The sequence below is a fragment of the Paraburkholderia sp. ZP32-5 genome (genome assembly GCF_021390495.1).
Taxonomy (GTDB): domain Bacteria; phylum Pseudomonadota; class Gammaproteobacteria; order Burkholderiales; family Burkholderiaceae; genus Paraburkholderia.
On record NZ_JAJEJP010000002.1, the window covers coordinates 157,127 to 173,481 of the forward strand.

General features: G+C 63.2%; 15 protein-coding genes. 3 read left to right on the forward strand and 12 right to left on the reverse strand.

The features are described from left to right. Nucleotides 1-135: 135 nt before the first annotated feature. Nucleotides 136-375: an Lrp/AsnC family transcriptional regulator gene (locus L0U82_RS19590; RefSeq protein ID WP_233833659.1), complete on the forward strand. Its 240-nt coding sequence runs from the start codon at nt 136-138 to the stop codon at nt 373-375. A gap of 44 nt (nt 376-419) precedes the next feature. On the opposite strand, the gene L0U82_RS19595 is transcribed toward L0U82_RS19590, so the two are convergent. From L0U82_RS19595 to L0U82_RS19645, 11 genes are all read right to left on the reverse strand, one after another. Next, nucleotides 420-1,913: an MFS transporter gene (locus tag L0U82_RS19595; protein WP_233833662.1), complete on the reverse strand. Its 1,494-nt coding sequence runs from the start codon at nt 1,911-1,913 to the stop codon at nt 420-422. Nucleotides 1,914-2,167: 254 nt separating this feature from the next. Then, on the reverse strand, nt 2,168-3,391 hold the full coding sequence (locus L0U82_RS19600) for a dienelactone hydrolase family protein (protein ID WP_233833664.1): 1,224 nt from the start codon (nt 3,389-3,391) through the stop codon (nt 2,168-2,170). 43 nt (nt 3,392-3,434) lie between these two features. Continuing rightward, a complete protein-coding gene (locus L0U82_RS19605) occupies nt 3,435-5,075 on the reverse strand; it encodes an AMP-binding protein (RefSeq protein WP_233833666.1) in 1,641 nt (546 codons plus the stop codon). 81 nt (nt 5,076-5,156) lie between these two features. After that, on the reverse strand, nt 5,157-5,552 hold the full coding sequence (locus L0U82_RS19610) for a RidA family protein (protein WP_233833667.1): 396 nt from the start codon (nt 5,550-5,552) through the stop codon (nt 5,157-5,159). Beyond that, nucleotides 5,549-5,992 (reverse strand): acyl-CoA thioesterase, encoded by a 444-nt coding sequence (locus L0U82_RS19615; protein WP_233833669.1) that lies wholly within the window; start codon nt 5,990-5,992, stop codon nt 5,549-5,551. The genes L0U82_RS19610 and L0U82_RS19615 overlap by 4 nt, the downstream gene beginning before the upstream one ends. Further along, the gene (locus tag L0U82_RS19620; protein WP_233833671.1) at nt 5,989-7,227 is read right to left on the reverse strand and encodes an acyl-CoA dehydrogenase family protein; all 1,239 of its coding nucleotides are present in this window, start codon (nt 7,225-7,227) and stop codon (nt 5,989-5,991) included. Before L0U82_RS19620 ends, L0U82_RS19615 begins: the two co-directional genes overlap by 4 nt. A 1-nt stretch (nt 7,228) precedes the next feature. Continuing rightward, nucleotides 7,229-8,080 (reverse strand): enoyl-CoA hydratase family protein, encoded by an 852-nt coding sequence (locus tag L0U82_RS19625; RefSeq protein ID WP_233833673.1) that lies wholly within the window; start codon nt 8,078-8,080, stop codon nt 7,229-7,231. Nucleotides 8,081-8,099: 19 nt separating this feature from the next. Continuing rightward, nucleotides 8,100-8,660 (reverse strand): MarR family winged helix-turn-helix transcriptional regulator, encoded by a 561-nt coding sequence (locus L0U82_RS19630; protein ID WP_233833675.1) that lies wholly within the window; start codon nt 8,658-8,660, stop codon nt 8,100-8,102. Further along, the gene (locus tag L0U82_RS19635; protein ID WP_233833677.1) at nt 8,657-9,430 is read right to left on the reverse strand and encodes an SDR family NAD(P)-dependent oxidoreductase; all 774 of its coding nucleotides are present in this window, start codon (nt 9,428-9,430) and stop codon (nt 8,657-8,659) included. Before L0U82_RS19635 ends, L0U82_RS19630 begins: the two co-directional genes overlap by 4 nt. Continuing rightward, on the reverse strand, nt 9,427-11,811 hold the full coding sequence (locus L0U82_RS19640; RefSeq protein ID WP_233833679.1) for a bifunctional salicylyl-CoA 5-hydroxylase/oxidoreductase: 2,385 nt from the start codon (nt 11,809-11,811) through the stop codon (nt 9,427-9,429). Before L0U82_RS19640 ends, L0U82_RS19635 begins: the two co-directional genes overlap by 4 nt. An 853-nt stretch (nt 11,812-12,664) precedes the next feature. After that, complete coding sequence (locus L0U82_RS19645; RefSeq protein ID WP_233833681.1) at nt 12,665-13,612, reverse strand: LysR family transcriptional regulator; 948 nt, start codon at nt 13,610-13,612, stop codon at nt 12,665-12,667. Nucleotides 13,613-13,753: 141 nt separating this feature from the next. Here L0U82_RS19645 and L0U82_RS19650 point away from each other — a divergent pair, with 141 nt between their 5' ends. Next, nucleotides 13,754-14,641, forward strand: coding sequence for a TauD/TfdA dioxygenase family protein (locus L0U82_RS19650; protein ID WP_233833682.1), 888 nt, complete (start codon nt 13,754-13,756; stop codon nt 14,639-14,641). Between the two features lie 4 nt (nt 14,642-14,645). After that, nucleotides 14,646-15,767 (forward strand): mandelate racemase/muconate lactonizing enzyme family protein, encoded by a 1,122-nt coding sequence (locus L0U82_RS19655; RefSeq protein ID WP_233833684.1) that lies wholly within the window; start codon nt 14,646-14,648, stop codon nt 15,765-15,767. A gap of 73 nt (nt 15,768-15,840) precedes the next feature. Here L0U82_RS19655 and arsC read toward each other — a convergent pair whose 3' ends face one another. Then, nucleotides 15,841-16,212 carry an arsenate reductase (glutaredoxin) gene (arsC, locus tag L0U82_RS19660; protein WP_233833686.1) on the reverse strand — a complete coding sequence of 124 codons (372 nt, stop codon included), beginning with the start codon at nt 16,210-16,212 and terminating at the stop codon, nt 15,841-15,843. Nucleotides 16,213-16,355 lie beyond the last annotated feature (143 nt).

Genomic DNA, 16,355 nt, shown 5'->3' on the forward strand with positions numbered 1-16,355 from the left:
ACAGATCGACGATCTGAATTCGCAAAACGACGAAAACTAATCGATTACCCTCGGGCCATGGTTGCACATCCAACCATCGCTTAACAGGTGTGCTCCCGGCTGATCTGGCGCACGCAATCGAACCTTGGACTCGCTGTGCAATTCACCGATTCGATTGACGACAAGCTGCGTGGCTTGTTGCGCGCGGATGCCCGCGCGCCAATCGTAGAACTTGCCCGGCAGTTGGAGATTTCGCTAACCGTCGTTCAAAGCAGAATTGACAGACTCGAACGGAGAGGAGTGGTCGCTGGATACAGCGTAAGGTTCTCGGAAGAGTACGAGCAAGGCCTCGTGAAGGCGCATGTCCCTATTACTGCGCTTCTCAAATATTCTTGACACGAGCCCGGGCGACCAACGTATCTGGGCTTCCCGAATGCCGCTCAGTAGTTCTCCGTTGCCGCGCGCGAGTCGCGCGAAGCTTGCGTCGGTGGCGCCGACGTATCGTCAGCCCCTTGCGGATGCGCTCCACCGGCAAGCCCTGGCCGCAACAGCAAGCCGCCGAGAATGCCCGCCATTGCAGCGAAAATCGCGCCGAACAGAAACGCGACATGGTAGCCGCTATTAAGCGCCGCGCCCGCGCTCATCGACGCCTGCATCGCATCGCTGCGCGCGGCCGCCAGGCTCGCGAGCACCGCGAGACCGAGCGCGCCACCCATCATGAACGACGTATTGACGATGCCTGACGCGAGGCCCGAATCGGCCGCATCGACGTCGCTCATCGCGGCGAGCAGCAACGGGTTGAATGCGATGCCGGCGCCGAAGCCGAGCAGGATCATGCCGGGCAACACGTCGGGCACGAAGCTGCCGTCGACGGGAGCACGCGCGAACAGCGCAAGTCCGCAGGCAGCGATCAGCAGACCCGCCGCGAGCGGCCGGCGCAGTCCGAAGCGCATCACCACGCGCGCTGACAGGCCGAGCGAAAAGAAGGCCATGATCAGGTTCGCCGGCAGGAACGCGAGCCCGACCTGCAACGGCCGATAGCCGAGCACGCGTTGCAGGTACAGCGCCGAAATAAAGAACCACGCGAACATCGCGGCCGCCCACAGCACGCCGACCACATTGGCGGTCGCGACATTGCGCAGACGCAAGAGACCCAGCGGCATCAACGGATGCTCGACCTTCGCTTCGATCAGCAGGAACAGCGCGAGCAACACGAGCGCCGCGCCGAGCAGCCCGAGCGTTTGCAGCGAGGTCCAGCCCGCCTCGTTGCCGTTGACGACCGCGTATACCGCGAGCATCAGCGATGCGGTCACGCTGATCGCGCCGGCCACGTCGAGCCGCTCGCCGTGAGCGTGTCCGCGCGCGGAAGGCAGCAGCGCGATACAGAGCGCGTACACGGCGATGCCGATCGGCAGATTGACGAGAAAGATCCAGTGCCAGCTCAGCAGGTTCGTCAGCAGTCCGCCGAGCAGCACGCCGATGCTGCCGCCGCCCGCGCACACGAAGCCATATACGCCCATCGCTTTCGCGCGTTCGCCGGCTTCGGTGAACAGATTCATGATCAACGACAGCGACACCGCGGAGACGATTGCGCCGCCGAGGCCCTGCACGGCACGCGCGGCGATCAGCAGGATCTGCGAGTTCGCAAGTCCACAGGCGAGCGATGCAAGCGTGAACAGCGTGATACCGCCCAGAAACAGGCGCCGATGGCCATACAGATCGCCGAGCCGGCCACCGAGCAGCAGGCAGCCGCCGAACGTCAGCATGTAGGCATTGACGACCCACACGAGCGAGGTTTCGCTAAAGCCGAGGTCGGCCGCGATGGACGGCAGCGCGACGTTCACGATCGTCGTGTCGAGCACGATCATCAGCACGCCGAGACACAGTACGATCAGCGCGAGCCAGCGTTGCTTGCCGTGGATGGAGTGGGTCATGCGGGCGCTCCTGTGCCGCGAGAGAGGGTAGGGCGGCGAGAATCGCGCGGGGCGCGGTTGCATGGACAGGAATGCGCGTCGATGCGCATCGATGCATGCTCGCGGCTTCACGCGGATTCAGACCGAGACCGATGCCGGGAATCGACTTTCGAGTCTAGCACCCGCCTATTTCGCGTCACAACTACGAAATCCTGGGCGTCGCGGCTCGGCGGAGCGAAACGGCGGCCGCGTGCGCGGCCAGCCGTCCTTCATACTCAGACCTTCGATTTCGCGCCCATCAACTGATTCGACGGCAACGTCTCGTCGAGCAACTTGCGCGCACTTTCGATGCCCGCCACCGGCAGCCCTTCAGGATTGAGCAGCCCGACCTGCACGAGCACCGAAGCCTGATCCCAATAGATGTGCTCGTTGTAAAGCTTGTCGCCGCGGAAGCACACCACCGCCAGCATCGGTACCTCGAAATACTTGCCGGTCGGCGCGACGCCCGGCAGCAGCCAGTCGATTTCGCAACTATGCGTGCAGCTGAAAATGAACTCATCGACGATACGATCCGAGCCGATCGTGCGCGAGATCGGAATCAGCTTCGTGTCGGGCGGATTCGAGTTGACGAAGTGATGCGTATAAAAACGCTTGAGCTTGTCGTGACCGACACCACCCGTCATCGTCGGCACGTGATTGACGTAGGGCTCGGCGACCATCGTCGGCATCACCGCGTCGACGTCGCGCGTCGCGAACTCGTGATAGCAGTGCGCTTCCCACAGTGCATTCAGATCGTAGACCGGTCCCAGCACCTTGCGCAGCAGCGCGAGCGTGCGCGAATACGCCATCATCGCGGCGGGTTTGTCGTATTGCGTGCGCTGCGGCGCGGCGAACGCGTGATCGCAGCCGGGGTACACGTATTGCTCGATCTGCGGCCGCATACGCAACGCGGCGCTGATTCGCTCGCGTGTGACGGGCGGGCAATGCGCGTCGTTTTCGGGGAAGTGAAACACCATCGGGCAGTGGATCGCCGGCACTTCGTCGAGCAGCGCATCGAGGCCGACGCCGTAATAGCTGACCGCGCAATCGATATCGGTGCGCGCCGCGCTCAGAAACGCGAGTTTGCCGCCGAGGCAATAGCCGACGGCGCCGACTTTGCCGGCCTGTTCGGGCATCGCGCGCAACGCGGCGATGGTGGCGGCGATGTCGTTGACCGCGAGATCGGTGTCGAACTGGCCCAGATAGCCGAGCGCCTGTTGCATGTCGGCGTCGCCGTAGCCGAGTTCGATACCGGGCTTGATGCGCCAGAACAGGTCCGGCACCAGCACGACGTAGCCTTCTTCGGCGTAGCGATCGGCGGTCGCCTTCATCGTGTCGTTGACGCCGAAGATTTCCTGCAGCAGCACGAGCCCGGGGCCTGAGCCCTGCGCGGGGCGCGCGACGTAAGCGTTGAAACGGCCGCCATCCTGGGCGACGACTTCGATGAAAGAGCCGGCCATGCAGTGTGCCTCCGCGCAGCTGATGCGCTGCAAAGGAAATGGGTTACGCCATCATGCGCAGCTCGAAACGTTTGAGCTTGCCGGTTTCGGTGCGCGGCAGCGCGCCGACGAAGGTGATGACGCGGGGATATTTATAAGGCGCCACACTATTTTTAACGAAATCCTGCAGTTGCGCGACGAGTTTGTCGTCGGCGGTATAACCGGGATTGACCACGACGAAGGCCCTGACGATCTGTCCGCGCGTTTCGTCCGGTACGCCGATCACGCCGCATTCCGCGACCGCCTCGTGTTGCAGCAGCACGCTTTCTACTTCGGGGCCGGAGATGTTGTAGCCGGCCGACACGATCATGTCATCGGCGCGGGCCTGGTAGAACACGTAGCCGTCCGCGTCCAGATAAACCGAATCGCCCGGCAGATTCCAGCCGTCGCGCACGAAGCGCAACTGCCGGTCGTCGGCGAGATAGCGGCAGCCGGTCGGGCCGCGCACGGCGAGCTTGCCGATCGTGCCGGGCGGCACCGGCTGCATGTCGTCGTCGACGGCTTCAATCACATAGCCGGGCACCGCGCGGCCGATTGCATTCGGCCGGATCTCCGCGCCCTGCGACGAAATGAAAATGTGGATCAGCTCGGTGCCACCGATGCCGTCGATCATGTCGATACCGGTCGCGTCGCGCCATAGACGCCGCGTCGAATCGGGCAGCGCCTCGCCCGCTGATACGGTTTTCTTCAACGACGACACGTTGCGCGTGGTGACGAGCGGCGCCATCTGCCGATAGAACGTCGGCGCCGTGAACATGACGGTCGCGTGAAAACGTTCGACGACTTCCAGCAGCGTGGGCGGCGTGAGCTTTTCGATCAGTACCGTCGATGCACCGACGCGCAACGGAAAGCACAGCATCCCGCCGAGACCGAACGTAAACGCGAGCGGCGGCGTGCCGCAAAAGATATCGCTCGAAGTCGGTTTCAGCACGTGGCGCGGAAACAGATCGCACATCGCGATCACGTCGCGATGGAAATGCATGCAGCCCTTCGGCGCGCCGGTCGTGCCGCTCGTGAACGCGATCAGGCAGACATCGTCGGTGGCGGTGTCGCATGCGGTGAAGTGCTCCGGCTTGTTGCGCGCGAGCGTATCGAGCGAATCGGCGGAATCGTCGTGAAAGCGCAGCGTTTGCGTGAGCGTCGCGCAGTAGAAGTCGTCCTGCGGATTCGTGCAGCGTTCGAGTTCGCCGGTCAAGCGCGAGTCGCATAGCGCGGCGGTGACGCGCGCTTTCTCGATGATCTGCTTCAGTTCCTTCGCGCGCAGCAGCGGCATCGTCGGCACGACGACGAGACCGGCCTTCAGTGCCGCGAGCATCGCGACGGCCATCTGCAACGTATTCGGGCCGCGCAGTAACACGCGGTTGCCGGGCCGCAATCCCATCTCGTCGACCAGCACGTGCGCACTGCGATTTACCAGCGCCAGCAGTTCACCGTAAGTGGTCGCGTGCGGTTTGCCGTCGACGTCGGACCAGATGGCCGGCCGGTCGCGATGCCCCGCTTCGATGGTCCGGTCGAGCAATTCGGTCGCGCAGTTCATCCGCGGCGGATAGGCGACGTCCGGATTGTCGAGCAGAAAGACGGGCCATTGATCCTGCGGCGGAAGGTTGTCGCGCGCGAAGGTATCGACGTGTGCTGACGGTTCCATCATGGTCTCCCGGGGCGTTGAGCCGGACAATGCGCTTCGTTAGGTGTGAAGGGGTGCGTCGATGCTCGCTACGGACAACGTTCAGTGCGGAATCACCGCGGTCGCTTCGATCTCGACCTTCGCGCGGTCTTCCATCAGCGCGACCACCTGTACCGCGCTCATCGCGATGTCGTAGTCGCCGATCAGTTCGCGAAACGCACGCCCGATATCCTTCAGCGACGCGAGGTATTCGCGCTTGTCGGTCACGTACCACGTGAGCCGCACCAGATGCTCGGGCTTGCCGCCCGCTTCGCTCAGTACGGCCAGCAGATTCTTCAGCGCCTGCGCGGACTGCGCGGCGAAGTCGTCGGTATGGAATTGCGCCTGTTCGTCCCAGCCGATCTGGCCGGCGATAAACACCTGTGTGCCGGTTGCCGCGACGCCGTTCGCGTAGCCGCGCGGTTTGATCCAGCCGGCGGGAAGGAGAGCTTTTTTCATGGGCGATGCGCCTCGGTGGAGGGGGACGGTGGGGCGAACGCCGCGAGCGCGCTCGCGATGTCGCCAGGAATATCGATGGATTTGCCGGTGTCGAACGACATGAACACGAGCTTCTGTTGCGAGCGAAAGCGCGTTTCGCCATTGCAGTGGCCATGAAACTCGATGCCGAGCGAACTGCGGCCGATCGTGTCGACGCCGAGCGCAAGCAGCATCGTTTCGCCCATTTGGCTCGGCCGCACGAATTCGCAGTCGAGCTTGACGATCGGCAGACCGATCCGGCGTTGCCCGATCATCCGCGCGTAGTCGATGCGCAGTCCCTCGTTGAACCAGTCTTCGACGAGCACGTTGGTCATCACGAGGTACTGCGGAAAGTACACGATGCCCGCCGGATCGCAGTGCGAGAAGCGGATGCGCACGGGCCGCTCGAACGACGGGTTCATGATGCGTTGGCGTTGGTATTGACGTTGGCGTTCGCGGCCGCATGCGCCTTCAACAGATCGCGGCCGACGATCAACTGTTGCACTTCAGTTGCGCCTTCATAGATGCGCAGCGCGCGGATTTCGCGGTACAGCATCTCGACCGCCGTACCGCTTTGCACACCCATGCCGCCATAGAGTTGCACGGCCGCGTCGATCACCTGCTGCGCGCCTTCGCTCGCATGCCACTTCGCCATCGCGGCTTCGCGCGTGACGCTCTCGCCTTGATCGCGCAGCCATGCGGCGCGATAGACGAGCAACGCGCTGCTGTCGATCGTCAGCGCCATTTGCGCGAGCTTCGCTTGCGTCAACTGGAAGTCGCCGAGCGTCTGGCCGAACATCGTGCGCGAAGAAGCACGCTCGAGTCCTTCGGCCATCGCATGACGCGCAAAGCCCAGCGATGCCGCCGCGACCGACGTGCGGAAAATATCGAGCGTACGCATCGCGATCTTGAAGCCTTCGCCAGGTGCGCCGAGCATCTGGCTGCGCGGCACGCGCGCGCCGGCGAAGCGCAGACGCGCCAGCGGATGCGGCGCGATCACGTCGATGCGCTCGGCGATTTCAAAACCCGGCGTATCGGCATCGACGACGAACGCGCTGATGCCGCGCGCTCCCGGCGCCTCGCCGGTGCGCGCGAACACCACGTAGAAGTCGGCGATACCGCCGTTCGAAATCCACGTCTTTTCGCCGTCGAGCACGTAATGGTCGCCGTCTTCGCGCGCGGCGAGCGCCATCGCCGCGACGTCGGAACCCGCTTGCGGTTCCGATAGCGCGAACGCCGCGATCGCGGTGCCGCTCGCGACGCGCGGCAGATAGCGCGACTTCTGCTCATGCGTGCCGGCGAGCGAGATCGCGCCCGAACCGAGGCCCTGCATCGCCAGCGCGAAATCGGCGAGGCCGGAATAGCGCGCGAGCGTTTCGCGCAGCAGGCAGACCGCGCGCGTGTCGATCGTGTCGCCGTGGCCGCCGTATGCGACGCCGCCGACGCCATATTTCAGCCAGCCCGCCGCGCCGAGTTCGCGCACGAGCCGCCGGCAGGTTGCATCGGTATCGCCGTGGTCTTCATGCTCCTCGTGCGTCAGATGCGCGCGGCACCATGCATCGATACCGGCCGCGAGTTCGCGATGGCGCGGCTCGAAGAACGGCCACGCAAGCGGGCTGTGCAGATCCACTTCAGTGTTGCGAGGTTCGGCGCTCAACTCAGTCTCCTTCGAACACGGGCCGCGTTTTTGCGGCGAACGCGTTGTACGCGCGTTCGAAATCGCGCGTGTTCATGCAGATCGCCTGCGCTTGCGCTTCCGATTCGATGGCTTCGTCGATGCTCATGCTCCATTCCTGGTGCAGCATCTTCTTCGTGATGCCGTGCGCGAAGGTCGGGCCGGCAGCGAGATCGGCGGCCAGCTTGTGGGCCTCTTCGAGCAGCGCGGCGGGTTCGCACAGGCGGTTGTAGAAGCCCCATGCGTGGCCTTCGTCGCCGCTTGCCGAGCGGCCGGTGAACAGCAGGTCGGCGGCGCGCCCCTGGCCGATGATGCGCGGCAGGATCGCGCACGCGCCCATGTCGCAACCGGCGAGGCCGACGCGCGTGAACAGGAACGCGAGCTTGCTGCGCGAAGTGGCGAAGCGCATATCGGAGGCCATCGCGAGAATTGCCCCGGCGCCGGCGCACACGCCGTCGACGGCGGCGATGATCGGCTGCGGGCAATGGCGCATCGCCTTCACGAGATCGCCAGTCATGCGCGTGAACAGCAGCAGTTCGGGCATCGGCAGATTGATCAGCGGCGCGATGATGTCGTGCACGTCGCCGCCGGAGCAGAAGTTTTCACCGGCGCCGTGCAGCACGACCGCCTTGACGTCGGTTGCGTAGGCGAGGTCGCGGAACAGGTTGCGCAGCTCCGCATACGATTCGAAGGTCAGCGGATTCTTGCGCTCGGGGCGGTTCAGCGTGATCGTCGCGACCTTGCCGGTCACCGACCAGCCGAAGCGCTGCGCTTCATATCCGGCGAGCGCCAGGCGATTGCCGGCCAGCAGCGCGTCGGCGTTGGATCGAGTCATGGATGTCTCCTATGCGAAATCAGCCTTTCAGGCTGTCGAGCAGATGTTGTTTGAGCTTGCCGAGGTCCTGATGCGTCTGCATCTTTTCATCGACGCTCAGACCGCCGAACATTTCGACGACCCACTGTTCGTGCGCGACCGCCATCTTGTCGAACGCCTTGCGGCCGGCCGGCGTCAGGCACACGCTGATCGAACGGCGATCGTTCGGATCGGTATCGCGTACCACGAGCCCTTCTTTTTCGAGCTGATCCGTGATGCCGGTGACGTTGCCGCCGGTCACCATCAAACGGCGCGATAGCTCGGTCATCTTCAGCCCTTCGGGATGACGTTCGAGCTGCGCCATCAGATCGAAACGCGGCAACGTGATGTCGAATTCGTTGCGCAGACGCTTGCGCAATTCGGCCTGCACGAGGTTGGTGGTGGTCAGCATGCGCAGCCATAGCCGCAGGCCCATGTGACTGTCGGCGCCAGTACTCATTTCGAGGTCCACGACATTCTCCGCGGGTTGGGCGATGCCTTTGCGCGGCGTCTTTGCATTGCCGCTTGCCGTTGATTTCCGGATTGAGGTCGATTTGCTCACATTACTTCTCCGCCCGAGATGGAAATGGATTGCCCCGTGATCGCATCCGAGCCGGGGCGGCATAGCCAGAGCACTGCGTTCGCGACCTGCTCCGGGCTCACGAAGCGGCGCTGCGGGTTCGAACGCAGCAAAGTTTCGCGCGCCTGTTCCTCGGTGCGCGACGTCTTGCTGGTGATCTGTTCGAGCGATGCGTGCAGCAGCTCGGTTTCGGTGTAGCCGGGGCACACCGCGTTGACGGTGATGCCTTTGGTCGCCGTTTCGAGCGCGAGCGAACGGGTGAGCCCGATCACGCCGTGCTTCGCCGCGCAGTACGCAGCGACGTACGCATAGCCGATCTGCCCCGCCGTGCTCGCGACGTTGACGATGCGCCCATGGCCGCGTTCGAGCATGCCGGGCAGCACCGCGCGCGTGCCGAGAAACACGCCAGTGAGGTTCACATCGAGCATGCGCTGCCATAGCGCCATGTCGGTATGAGAAAACGGCGCGGCTTGAGCTTGGCCCGCATTATTGACGAGGATATCGACCGCGCCTGCTTCGCTGAATGCGCGCGCAACTGAATCTTCCTGTGTGACGTCCACGCTGATGCATGTAACGTCGCCGAGCGCCGCGCATTGTTCGCGCTGCGCTTCGAGGCGCTGCGCGTTGCGGCCCATCAGCGTGACGCGCGCGCCCGCGCGCAGCAGTGCTTGCGCGATCGCCGCCCCGATGCCGCTGCCGCCGCCGGTAACGACTGCGTGCTGCCCGGCGAGAGTGGTGTCTGACGTATTCACACGGTTCCTTCGGCGCGTTGCGCGCGTTGTTGCGCGGTGAGACCGGCATTCGCGATGGCCTGGGCGCGCTCGCGTTCCAGGTTACGTTCGAGCTGCATTTTGGCGGCGGTGTAGGGCTTCGGCCACGCAACATCGAGATAACCGATCTTCGCCGCTTCGTTCAATGTCCACGAAGGATTCGCCAGATGCGGACGCGCGATCGCGCAGAGATCCGCGCGGCCCGCCGCGATGATGCTGTTCACGTGGTCCGCTTCCGAAATCGCGCCGACCGCGATCGTCGCGATACCGGCTTCGTTGCGCACGCGATCGGCGAACGGCGTCTGGAACATGCGGCCGTACACCGGCTTTTCTTCCTTGCTGACCTGACCCGACGACACGTCGATCATGTCCGCGCCGGCCGCTTTGAAGGCTTGCGCGATCTTCACGGCGTCGTCGGGCGTGTTGCCGCCTTCGACCCAGTCGTGCGCGGAAATCCGCACCGAAATCGGCTTGTCTTGCGGCCACACCGCGCGAATCGCGTTGAACACCTGCAGCGGATAACGCAAGCGGTTTTCGAGCGAGCCGCCGTATTCGTCGGTGCGTTGATTCGTTAGCGGCGACAGGAAGCTCGACAGGAAATAGCCGTGCGCGCAGTGCAGTTCGAGCCAGTCGAAGCCCGCTTCGATCGACATATGCGTTGCATTGACGAACTGCGCTTCGATCTCGCGCAGCTCTTCATGCGTGGCCTCGCGCGAATGCTGGCTGATACCGCGCAGATACTGTTGCGGCGACGCGGAAATAAGCGGCCAGTTGCCTTCGGTCAACGGCTGGTCGATGCCTTCCCACGCGACGCGCGTCGACCCCTTCGCGCCGGAGTGACCGAGCTGAATGCCGATCTTCGCATCCGACTGTTGATGGACCAGATCGACGATGCGCTTCCATGCGGCCAGATGTTCGGGCGTGTACATGCCGGGGCATCCGGGCGTGATGCGCGCTTCGGGCGACACGCAGGTCATCTCGGTCATCACGAGCGCGGCGCCACCCATCGCGCGGGCGCCGAGGTGCATCAGATGGTAGTCGCCGGGGATTCCATCCACCGCCGAGTATTGCGCCATCGGCGACACCATCACGCGGTTTTTCAGCGTGACGCCGCGCACTTTGAACGGCGTGAACATCGGCGGAATCGAATGCTTCTGCGGTGCGCGTTCGACGCCCGCGCGCCGCGCGAGCCAGTCCTCGAAGCCGGACAGATACTGCGAATCGCGCTCGCGCAGGTTCTCGTGCGAGATGCGCTGCGAACGCGTGAGCAGCGAATACGCGAACTGTTCCGGCTCGAACGACGTATAGCGGTCGACGTGCTCGAACCATTCGGTGGAATTACGCGCGGCGTTCTGGATGCGCAGCACGTCGACGCTACGCACTTCGGTGTAGTGCTGCAGCGCAGCGGTGAGGCTGTTGGTATCCGTGCCCGGATGCGCGCTGATGCTGTTCGCGAGTTCGATCGCGTCTTCAAGCGCGAGCTTGGTGCCCGAGCCGATCGAGAAGTGCGCGGTATGCGCGGCATCGCCCATCAGCACGATCGGCGTTTGTGTGCCGTTCGCGTTGGTGCGCCAATGCACCCACTCCGTGTTGACGACACGCGGGAAGCGAATCCATTGCGACGAGCCGCGCAGATGCGACGCGTTCGACATCAGCGCATTGCCGTCGAGGTACTTCGCGAACAGCTTTTCGCAGAACGCGATGCTGTCTTCCTTGCTCATTTCGTCGAGACCGGCGGCGCGCCATACGCGCTCCGGCGTTTCGACGATGAACGTCGAGGTTTGATCGTCGAAACGATAGGCGTGGGCCTGAAACCAGCCGAATTCGGTTTCCTCGAACGCGAACGTGAAGGCGTCGAACAGTTTCTTCGTGCCGAGCCACACGAAGCGGCAGTCGCGCACGTCGATGTCCGGTTGATAGGTGTCGGCGTACTTTTGCCGGATTGCGCTGTTCAGACCGTCGCTGGCGATGATCAGGTCGGCTTCGTATGCGCTGTCGTCCACGACCTGGGTTTCGAATACGAGCTTGACGCCGAGTTCTTCGCAGCGCGCCTGCTGGATATTCAGCAGACGCTTGCGGCCGATGCCGCAAAAGCCGTGGCCCGACGAGCGCACGCTGCGGCCGCGGAAATGGATTTCGATGTCGTCCCAGTGATTGAACGCGTCGAGAATCGCGTCGGCGCTGGGGGCATCGGCGGCGCGCAGATTGCCGAGCGTCTGGTCGGAGAACACGACGCCCCAGCCGAACGTGTCGTAGGGGCGATTGCGCTCGACTACCGTGACTTCGTAGCTCGGGTTGCGTTTTTTCATCAACAGACCGAAGTACAAGCCGGCCGGACCGCCACCGATACAGACTATGCGCATGCTGGTTCCCCAAAAATGACTCTGCTATGAGATTAATTTAGATTTTGATAATTTAGATGTCAAGTAAATTTTGAAAGGGAGGGTGAAGTATGTGGTTCACCCTTGGCGATATAAATGAAGTCAGCCCGTTTTTACACAACCTCGGCCAAAAAATGTCAGTCGAGCCGAACGTGCAGAGTGTTGAAAATCTTTGGTTTCGTGACCTGGATCGGCAAATCCGTTGTTCGATCCGTTGAAACGCGTTTAGCCTGCTGACTGTCGAACGTCCAACTTTACGGGCAGCCTGAACGTAGCTCGCACGGACGACACAAGAGCAGTGCGGCCAGGCGGCCTTCACGTTGGGGCCGAACACACCTGCAAACCACGTACCGATGCTGCTGATCGGCATCGGGCTGTTTGGCACGTCGTTGACTGGCGCACTGGCGCCGACCGTCTTCATGCTGTCGAACAGCACGGTCGCTGCTGCTCACGCGCACTAGCCGCGCGCACGCGATCGACAACACCGCGGAGACGATCTGAACGATGCGGGATTCGAATCGACGGGAATTCCGATGTGATCGCTGGATGGATCGAGCCGACCGAATCGCGATACATGGCGTTCGTGACGAATCCCGCGGAAACTGTACTGCTTGGAGTGGCTTGCCTAGATCGTTGATCAGCGTGCAGCGCTTCTTTCAACAAGAAACTGGTGAATCCGGAGGCACGCCCCGATGTCGACGCCGCCTGTCATCTCATGCAGTACCAGGAGTTCCGGCTCGGTGGCCATGCGCGAGCTCCAGCTTGCCCTTACTCTCGTGCGTTGCAGCGGCCTTGTCTTTTCGTACATGGAGTCCACGAAGCAAACGAGCACCATTCAACCTAAAGCCAACTCGCCCGCCGTCTCCTGCAACAGCTTGCGAAAGCGCTTCAACACGGGTTCTTCGCGCGCCGTTAACCGCGAGCCCAGCATGATCGGGCTCGATGGCAACGCGCTCTCTATCTCCAGAATGCTCAACATCCCGAATCGCATGTAACGCCGGGCGATCGACTCCGGCGCGATCGACAGCAACCGCGTGTGCGCCACCACTTCGATATTCGATTCGAACGAGCGTGTTTCGAGCACCGGCTCGATCGGCGGCAGACGACGTCGCGTCCAGAACAGATCGAAGGCGATACGCGAGGTCGTGTCGGCATGCGGCAGCGTCCAGTCGAGCGCCGCCAGATCGGCTAGCCGCAGTTGCCGTGCAGACAGCGCGGGGTGGTCGTTTGAACAGACAATTACGGTGCGCTCCGCATACAGGCGCTCGATCTTCACCTCGTCGTTTTTCACCGTGCTGGCGCTGCGCAAGATCGCGAAATCGAGTTCGCCTGCCTCCAGCAGTTCAAACAACCGGGTCGAACTACCTTCGATCACCTTACAACGGAACGCCGTGCCATCGGCGCGCGGCGGATTGTCCGCATGCGTGCCCGCGTACATCCGCGCATAAAGTGGCGGAATCAGCGTATGCATCGCGCGGGGTATGCAACCGAGCCGGATCGGCAAACGCGCGCACGACGCGCTCGCGCTCAGCCGGTCCATCGCGCGCATCACGGAGCGCGCCTGCGCGAGCACGGTTTCGCCGCGCAATGTGGGCTGGGTGCCCCGACTCGACCGTTCGAAGAGCCGTGTTCCCAGCCGGCTTTCCGCATCGGCGAGCAACCGTGACAGCACCGGTTGCGCGACGCCAAGACTGCGCGCCGCGCGATGCACCGAGCCGCCCTCGCCGATGGCGATGAGCGCTTCGATATGACTTCGTTGCAGTGCCGCAGGCGAGCGCTTCATGACGTCAACCTCCGAGGGTTGATGGGGAGATACGTAAAAGGTATCACGCGATGCCTTGAATATCTCATTTACGCTATCACGGGCACTGACTATATTGGTCTGCATTCGAAAAGGAACCGCGGAATAAGGAGTGCAAAAACCATGACTCAGTTCACCGTGACCCCGCTCGGCGACGCGCTCGGGGCCGAAATCTCCGGCATCGATCTGACGGCGCCGCTGTCGGCAGACGTAATCGACGGAATCAAACAAGCGTGGGCCGATCACCTGGTGCTGCGGTTTCGCGGTCAGGTCCTGACCGATCCGCAACTGCTCGCCTTTACGCGTCATTTCGGCGAACTCGATCCACCAGGGCCGAATCCCTACGGCAAGCCGTTTCTATCCGAATTTCCCGAGATCAACGTTATCTCCAACATCAAGAAGGACGGCATGCCGATGGGCAACCTCGGCGATGGCGAAGCGGTCTGGCACTGCGACATGACGTACATCGAATCGCCGCCCCGTGCTGCGCTGCTCCATGCGCTGCAAATTCCATCCGAAGGTGGCGACACGTTCTGGTCGAACATGTATCTCGCGTGGGACACGCTGTCGGACGCGCTGAAAGCGCAGATCGACGGCAAACGCGCGATTCACGACGCGACGTACAACAGCGCGGGGATGATGCGCAAGGGCATGCAGGAAGTGACCGATCCGCGCAAGGCGCCGGGCGCGCACCATCCTCTCGTGATCCGTCATCCCGATACGCACCGTCCGGCACTGTTTCTTGGCCGGCGGCGCAACAGCTATATCGTCGGCATGGATCTCGACGCGAGCAACGCACTGCTCGACACGCTCTGGGCCCACGCGACGCAACCGCAGTTCACGTTCCGCCAGGTCTGGCAGAAGGCCGACCTGATCATGTGGGACAACCGCTGTACGCTGCATCGACGCGATTCGTTCGATCCTTCCGCATCGCGATTGATGCACCGCACGCAGATCAAGGGCGGCAAAGTCGCGCCCTATGAGTCGGCCCATCTCACCGTCGCATCCTGATCCCATGGCCGAACTTTCTCTCCCCATCAAAAGCGTCGACGTGTTCGGCGTCGCCGTGCCGCTCGTCGGTGCCGGATTCAAGAACGCCTATACGACCAAGACGACGCAAAAAAGCGCAATCGTGCGCCTGACGGCAGAGGACGGATCGATGGGCCTCGGCAACATCGATCCGTCGCCGGGATATTCGGTGGAAACCGTCGAGGCGTCGCTTGACGTCATACGGCGAACGCTGGCGCCCTGCGTCAAAGGCATGAACGCCGGCAACCCGCATCGCCTGATCAACGCGATGGATCGCATGACCGACGCGTATCTGGACGCCAAAGCGGCCATCGAAATGGCTGCCGTCGATCTTTTGTCGCGGCATCTCGGCATTCCCGTGCATCAATACCTCGGCGGCGCCGTGAGGGACACGGTCGGCTTCAACGCGTGGATCGGTATCGTGCCCCCGGACCAGGCCGCCGCGGAGGCGCGGAAATGGTTCGACGCGGGTTTCCGCTCGGCCAAGATCAAGGTAGGCGGCAACATCCACGCCGACCGCGACCGCCTGATGGCCGTGCGTGCGGCAGTGGGTCCCGGGATGGCGCTGCGAGCGGATGCCAATGCGGGATATAGCGTGGAAGACGCAATCGCTCTCGGGCGGCTGCTCGAACCGGTGGGTTTGCAACTGCTCGAACAGCCGGTGGCCGCGGAAGATCTGGCCGGCATGGCGAAGGTGCGGCAGGCGGTCGGCATGCCGGTGATGGCCGACGAGTCGATCACCGACTATCGCAGCCTGATCGACGTGATCCGCGCCGACTGCGCCGACATCGTCAAGCTCAAGGTGATGAAGCAAGGCGGCTTGCTGCGCTGCCGCCGGATGCTGGAAAGCGCGACGGCCGCCGGTATGCCCGTGGTGATCGGTCATGGCTTCGGACTCGGAATCAATACGGTAGCCGAAATAATGCTCGCCTGCACCAGCGACAACGTGCTCGACGGGCTGGAATGCGTGGGGCCGCTCAAAACAGCGGACGACATCGTGACCGCCAAGCTCGATCTGACGGGCGGCCGCCTCGCGGTGCCGCAAGGGCCGGGGCTCGGCGTGACGATGGATGACGAGAAGGTGCGGCGCTATCTGTTCGACGCGTGACCTGCGTGCTACCTGTGATACAGGCGCGGGCGTGGCGAGCATCGAGCATGATACGCACCGCGCACCGGTCGAATCAGACGGGCTGAAGCAGTGGCGTCACCTCGTCGGCCGGGCGGCACAATTTGATGCCGCGCGGCGTACGGACGATGGGCCGGTTCATCAGCACCGGATTGGCCACCATCAGCTCGACGATGCGCGCGTCCGATAGCGACGCATCGTCGAGGCCAAGATCGGTGTAAGCCGGCTCCTGGGTACGCAACAACTCGCGCGGCGAAAGCTGCATGTCGCGCAGCATGGTGGTGAGTTCATCGCGGCTCGGCGGATGCCGCAGGTATTCGACGATGCGGGGTTCCTCGCCGCTTGCCCGAATCATGTCGAGCACCTTGCGCGACGTGCCGCAAGCCGGATTGTGAAAGATGGTGATGGTCATGGTGTCCTCGTTCAATGGAGCGTTGCACGATGACCCGAGCTTAGCGCGATTGATCGCGATCCGCTGTCAGCGCGCTGACCTGCGGCAGCGTCATGCCGGCCTGCCGGCGACAACGAATAGAACGGGTGAGCACACCCGCATGAGCCGCATTCCGGCGC

Excerpts from the sequence above, each read along its gene's own strand:
- L0U82_RS19595 (WP_233833662.1), bottom strand. The coding sequence starts at position 1,913 with ATGACCCACTCCATCCACGGCAAGCAACGCTGGCTCGCGCTGATCGTA.
- L0U82_RS19600 (WP_233833664.1), bottom strand. The coding sequence starts at position 3,391 with ATGGCCGGCTCTTTCATCGAAGTCGTCGCCCAGGATGGCGGCCGTTTC.
- L0U82_RS19605 (WP_233833666.1), bottom strand. The coding sequence starts at position 5,075 with ATGGAACCGTCAGCACACGTCGATACCTTCGCGCGCGACAACCTTCCG.
- L0U82_RS19610 (WP_233833667.1), bottom strand. The coding sequence starts at position 5,552 with ATGAAAAAAGCTCTCCTTCCCGCCGGCTGGATCAAACCGCGCGGCTAC.
- L0U82_RS19615 (WP_233833669.1), bottom strand. The coding sequence starts at position 5,992 with ATGAACCCGTCGTTCGAGCGGCCCGTGCGCATCCGCTTCTCGCACTGC.
- L0U82_RS19625 (WP_233833673.1), bottom strand. The coding sequence starts at position 8,080 with ATGACTCGATCCAACGCCGACGCGCTGCTGGCCGGCAATCGCCTGGCG.
- L0U82_RS19640 (WP_233833679.1), bottom strand. The coding sequence starts at position 11,811 with ATGCGCATAGTCTGTATCGGTGGCGGTCCGGCCGGCTTGTACTTCGGT.
- L0U82_RS19645 (WP_233833681.1), bottom strand. The coding sequence starts at position 13,612 with ATGAAGCGCTCGCCTGCGGCACTGCAACGAAGTCATATCGAAGCGCTC.
- L0U82_RS19650 (WP_233833682.1), top strand. The coding sequence starts at position 13,754 with ATGACTCAGTTCACCGTGACCCCGCTCGGCGACGCGCTCGGGGCCGAA.
- L0U82_RS19655 (WP_233833684.1), top strand. The coding sequence starts at position 14,646 with ATGGCCGAACTTTCTCTCCCCATCAAAAGCGTCGACGTGTTCGGCGTC.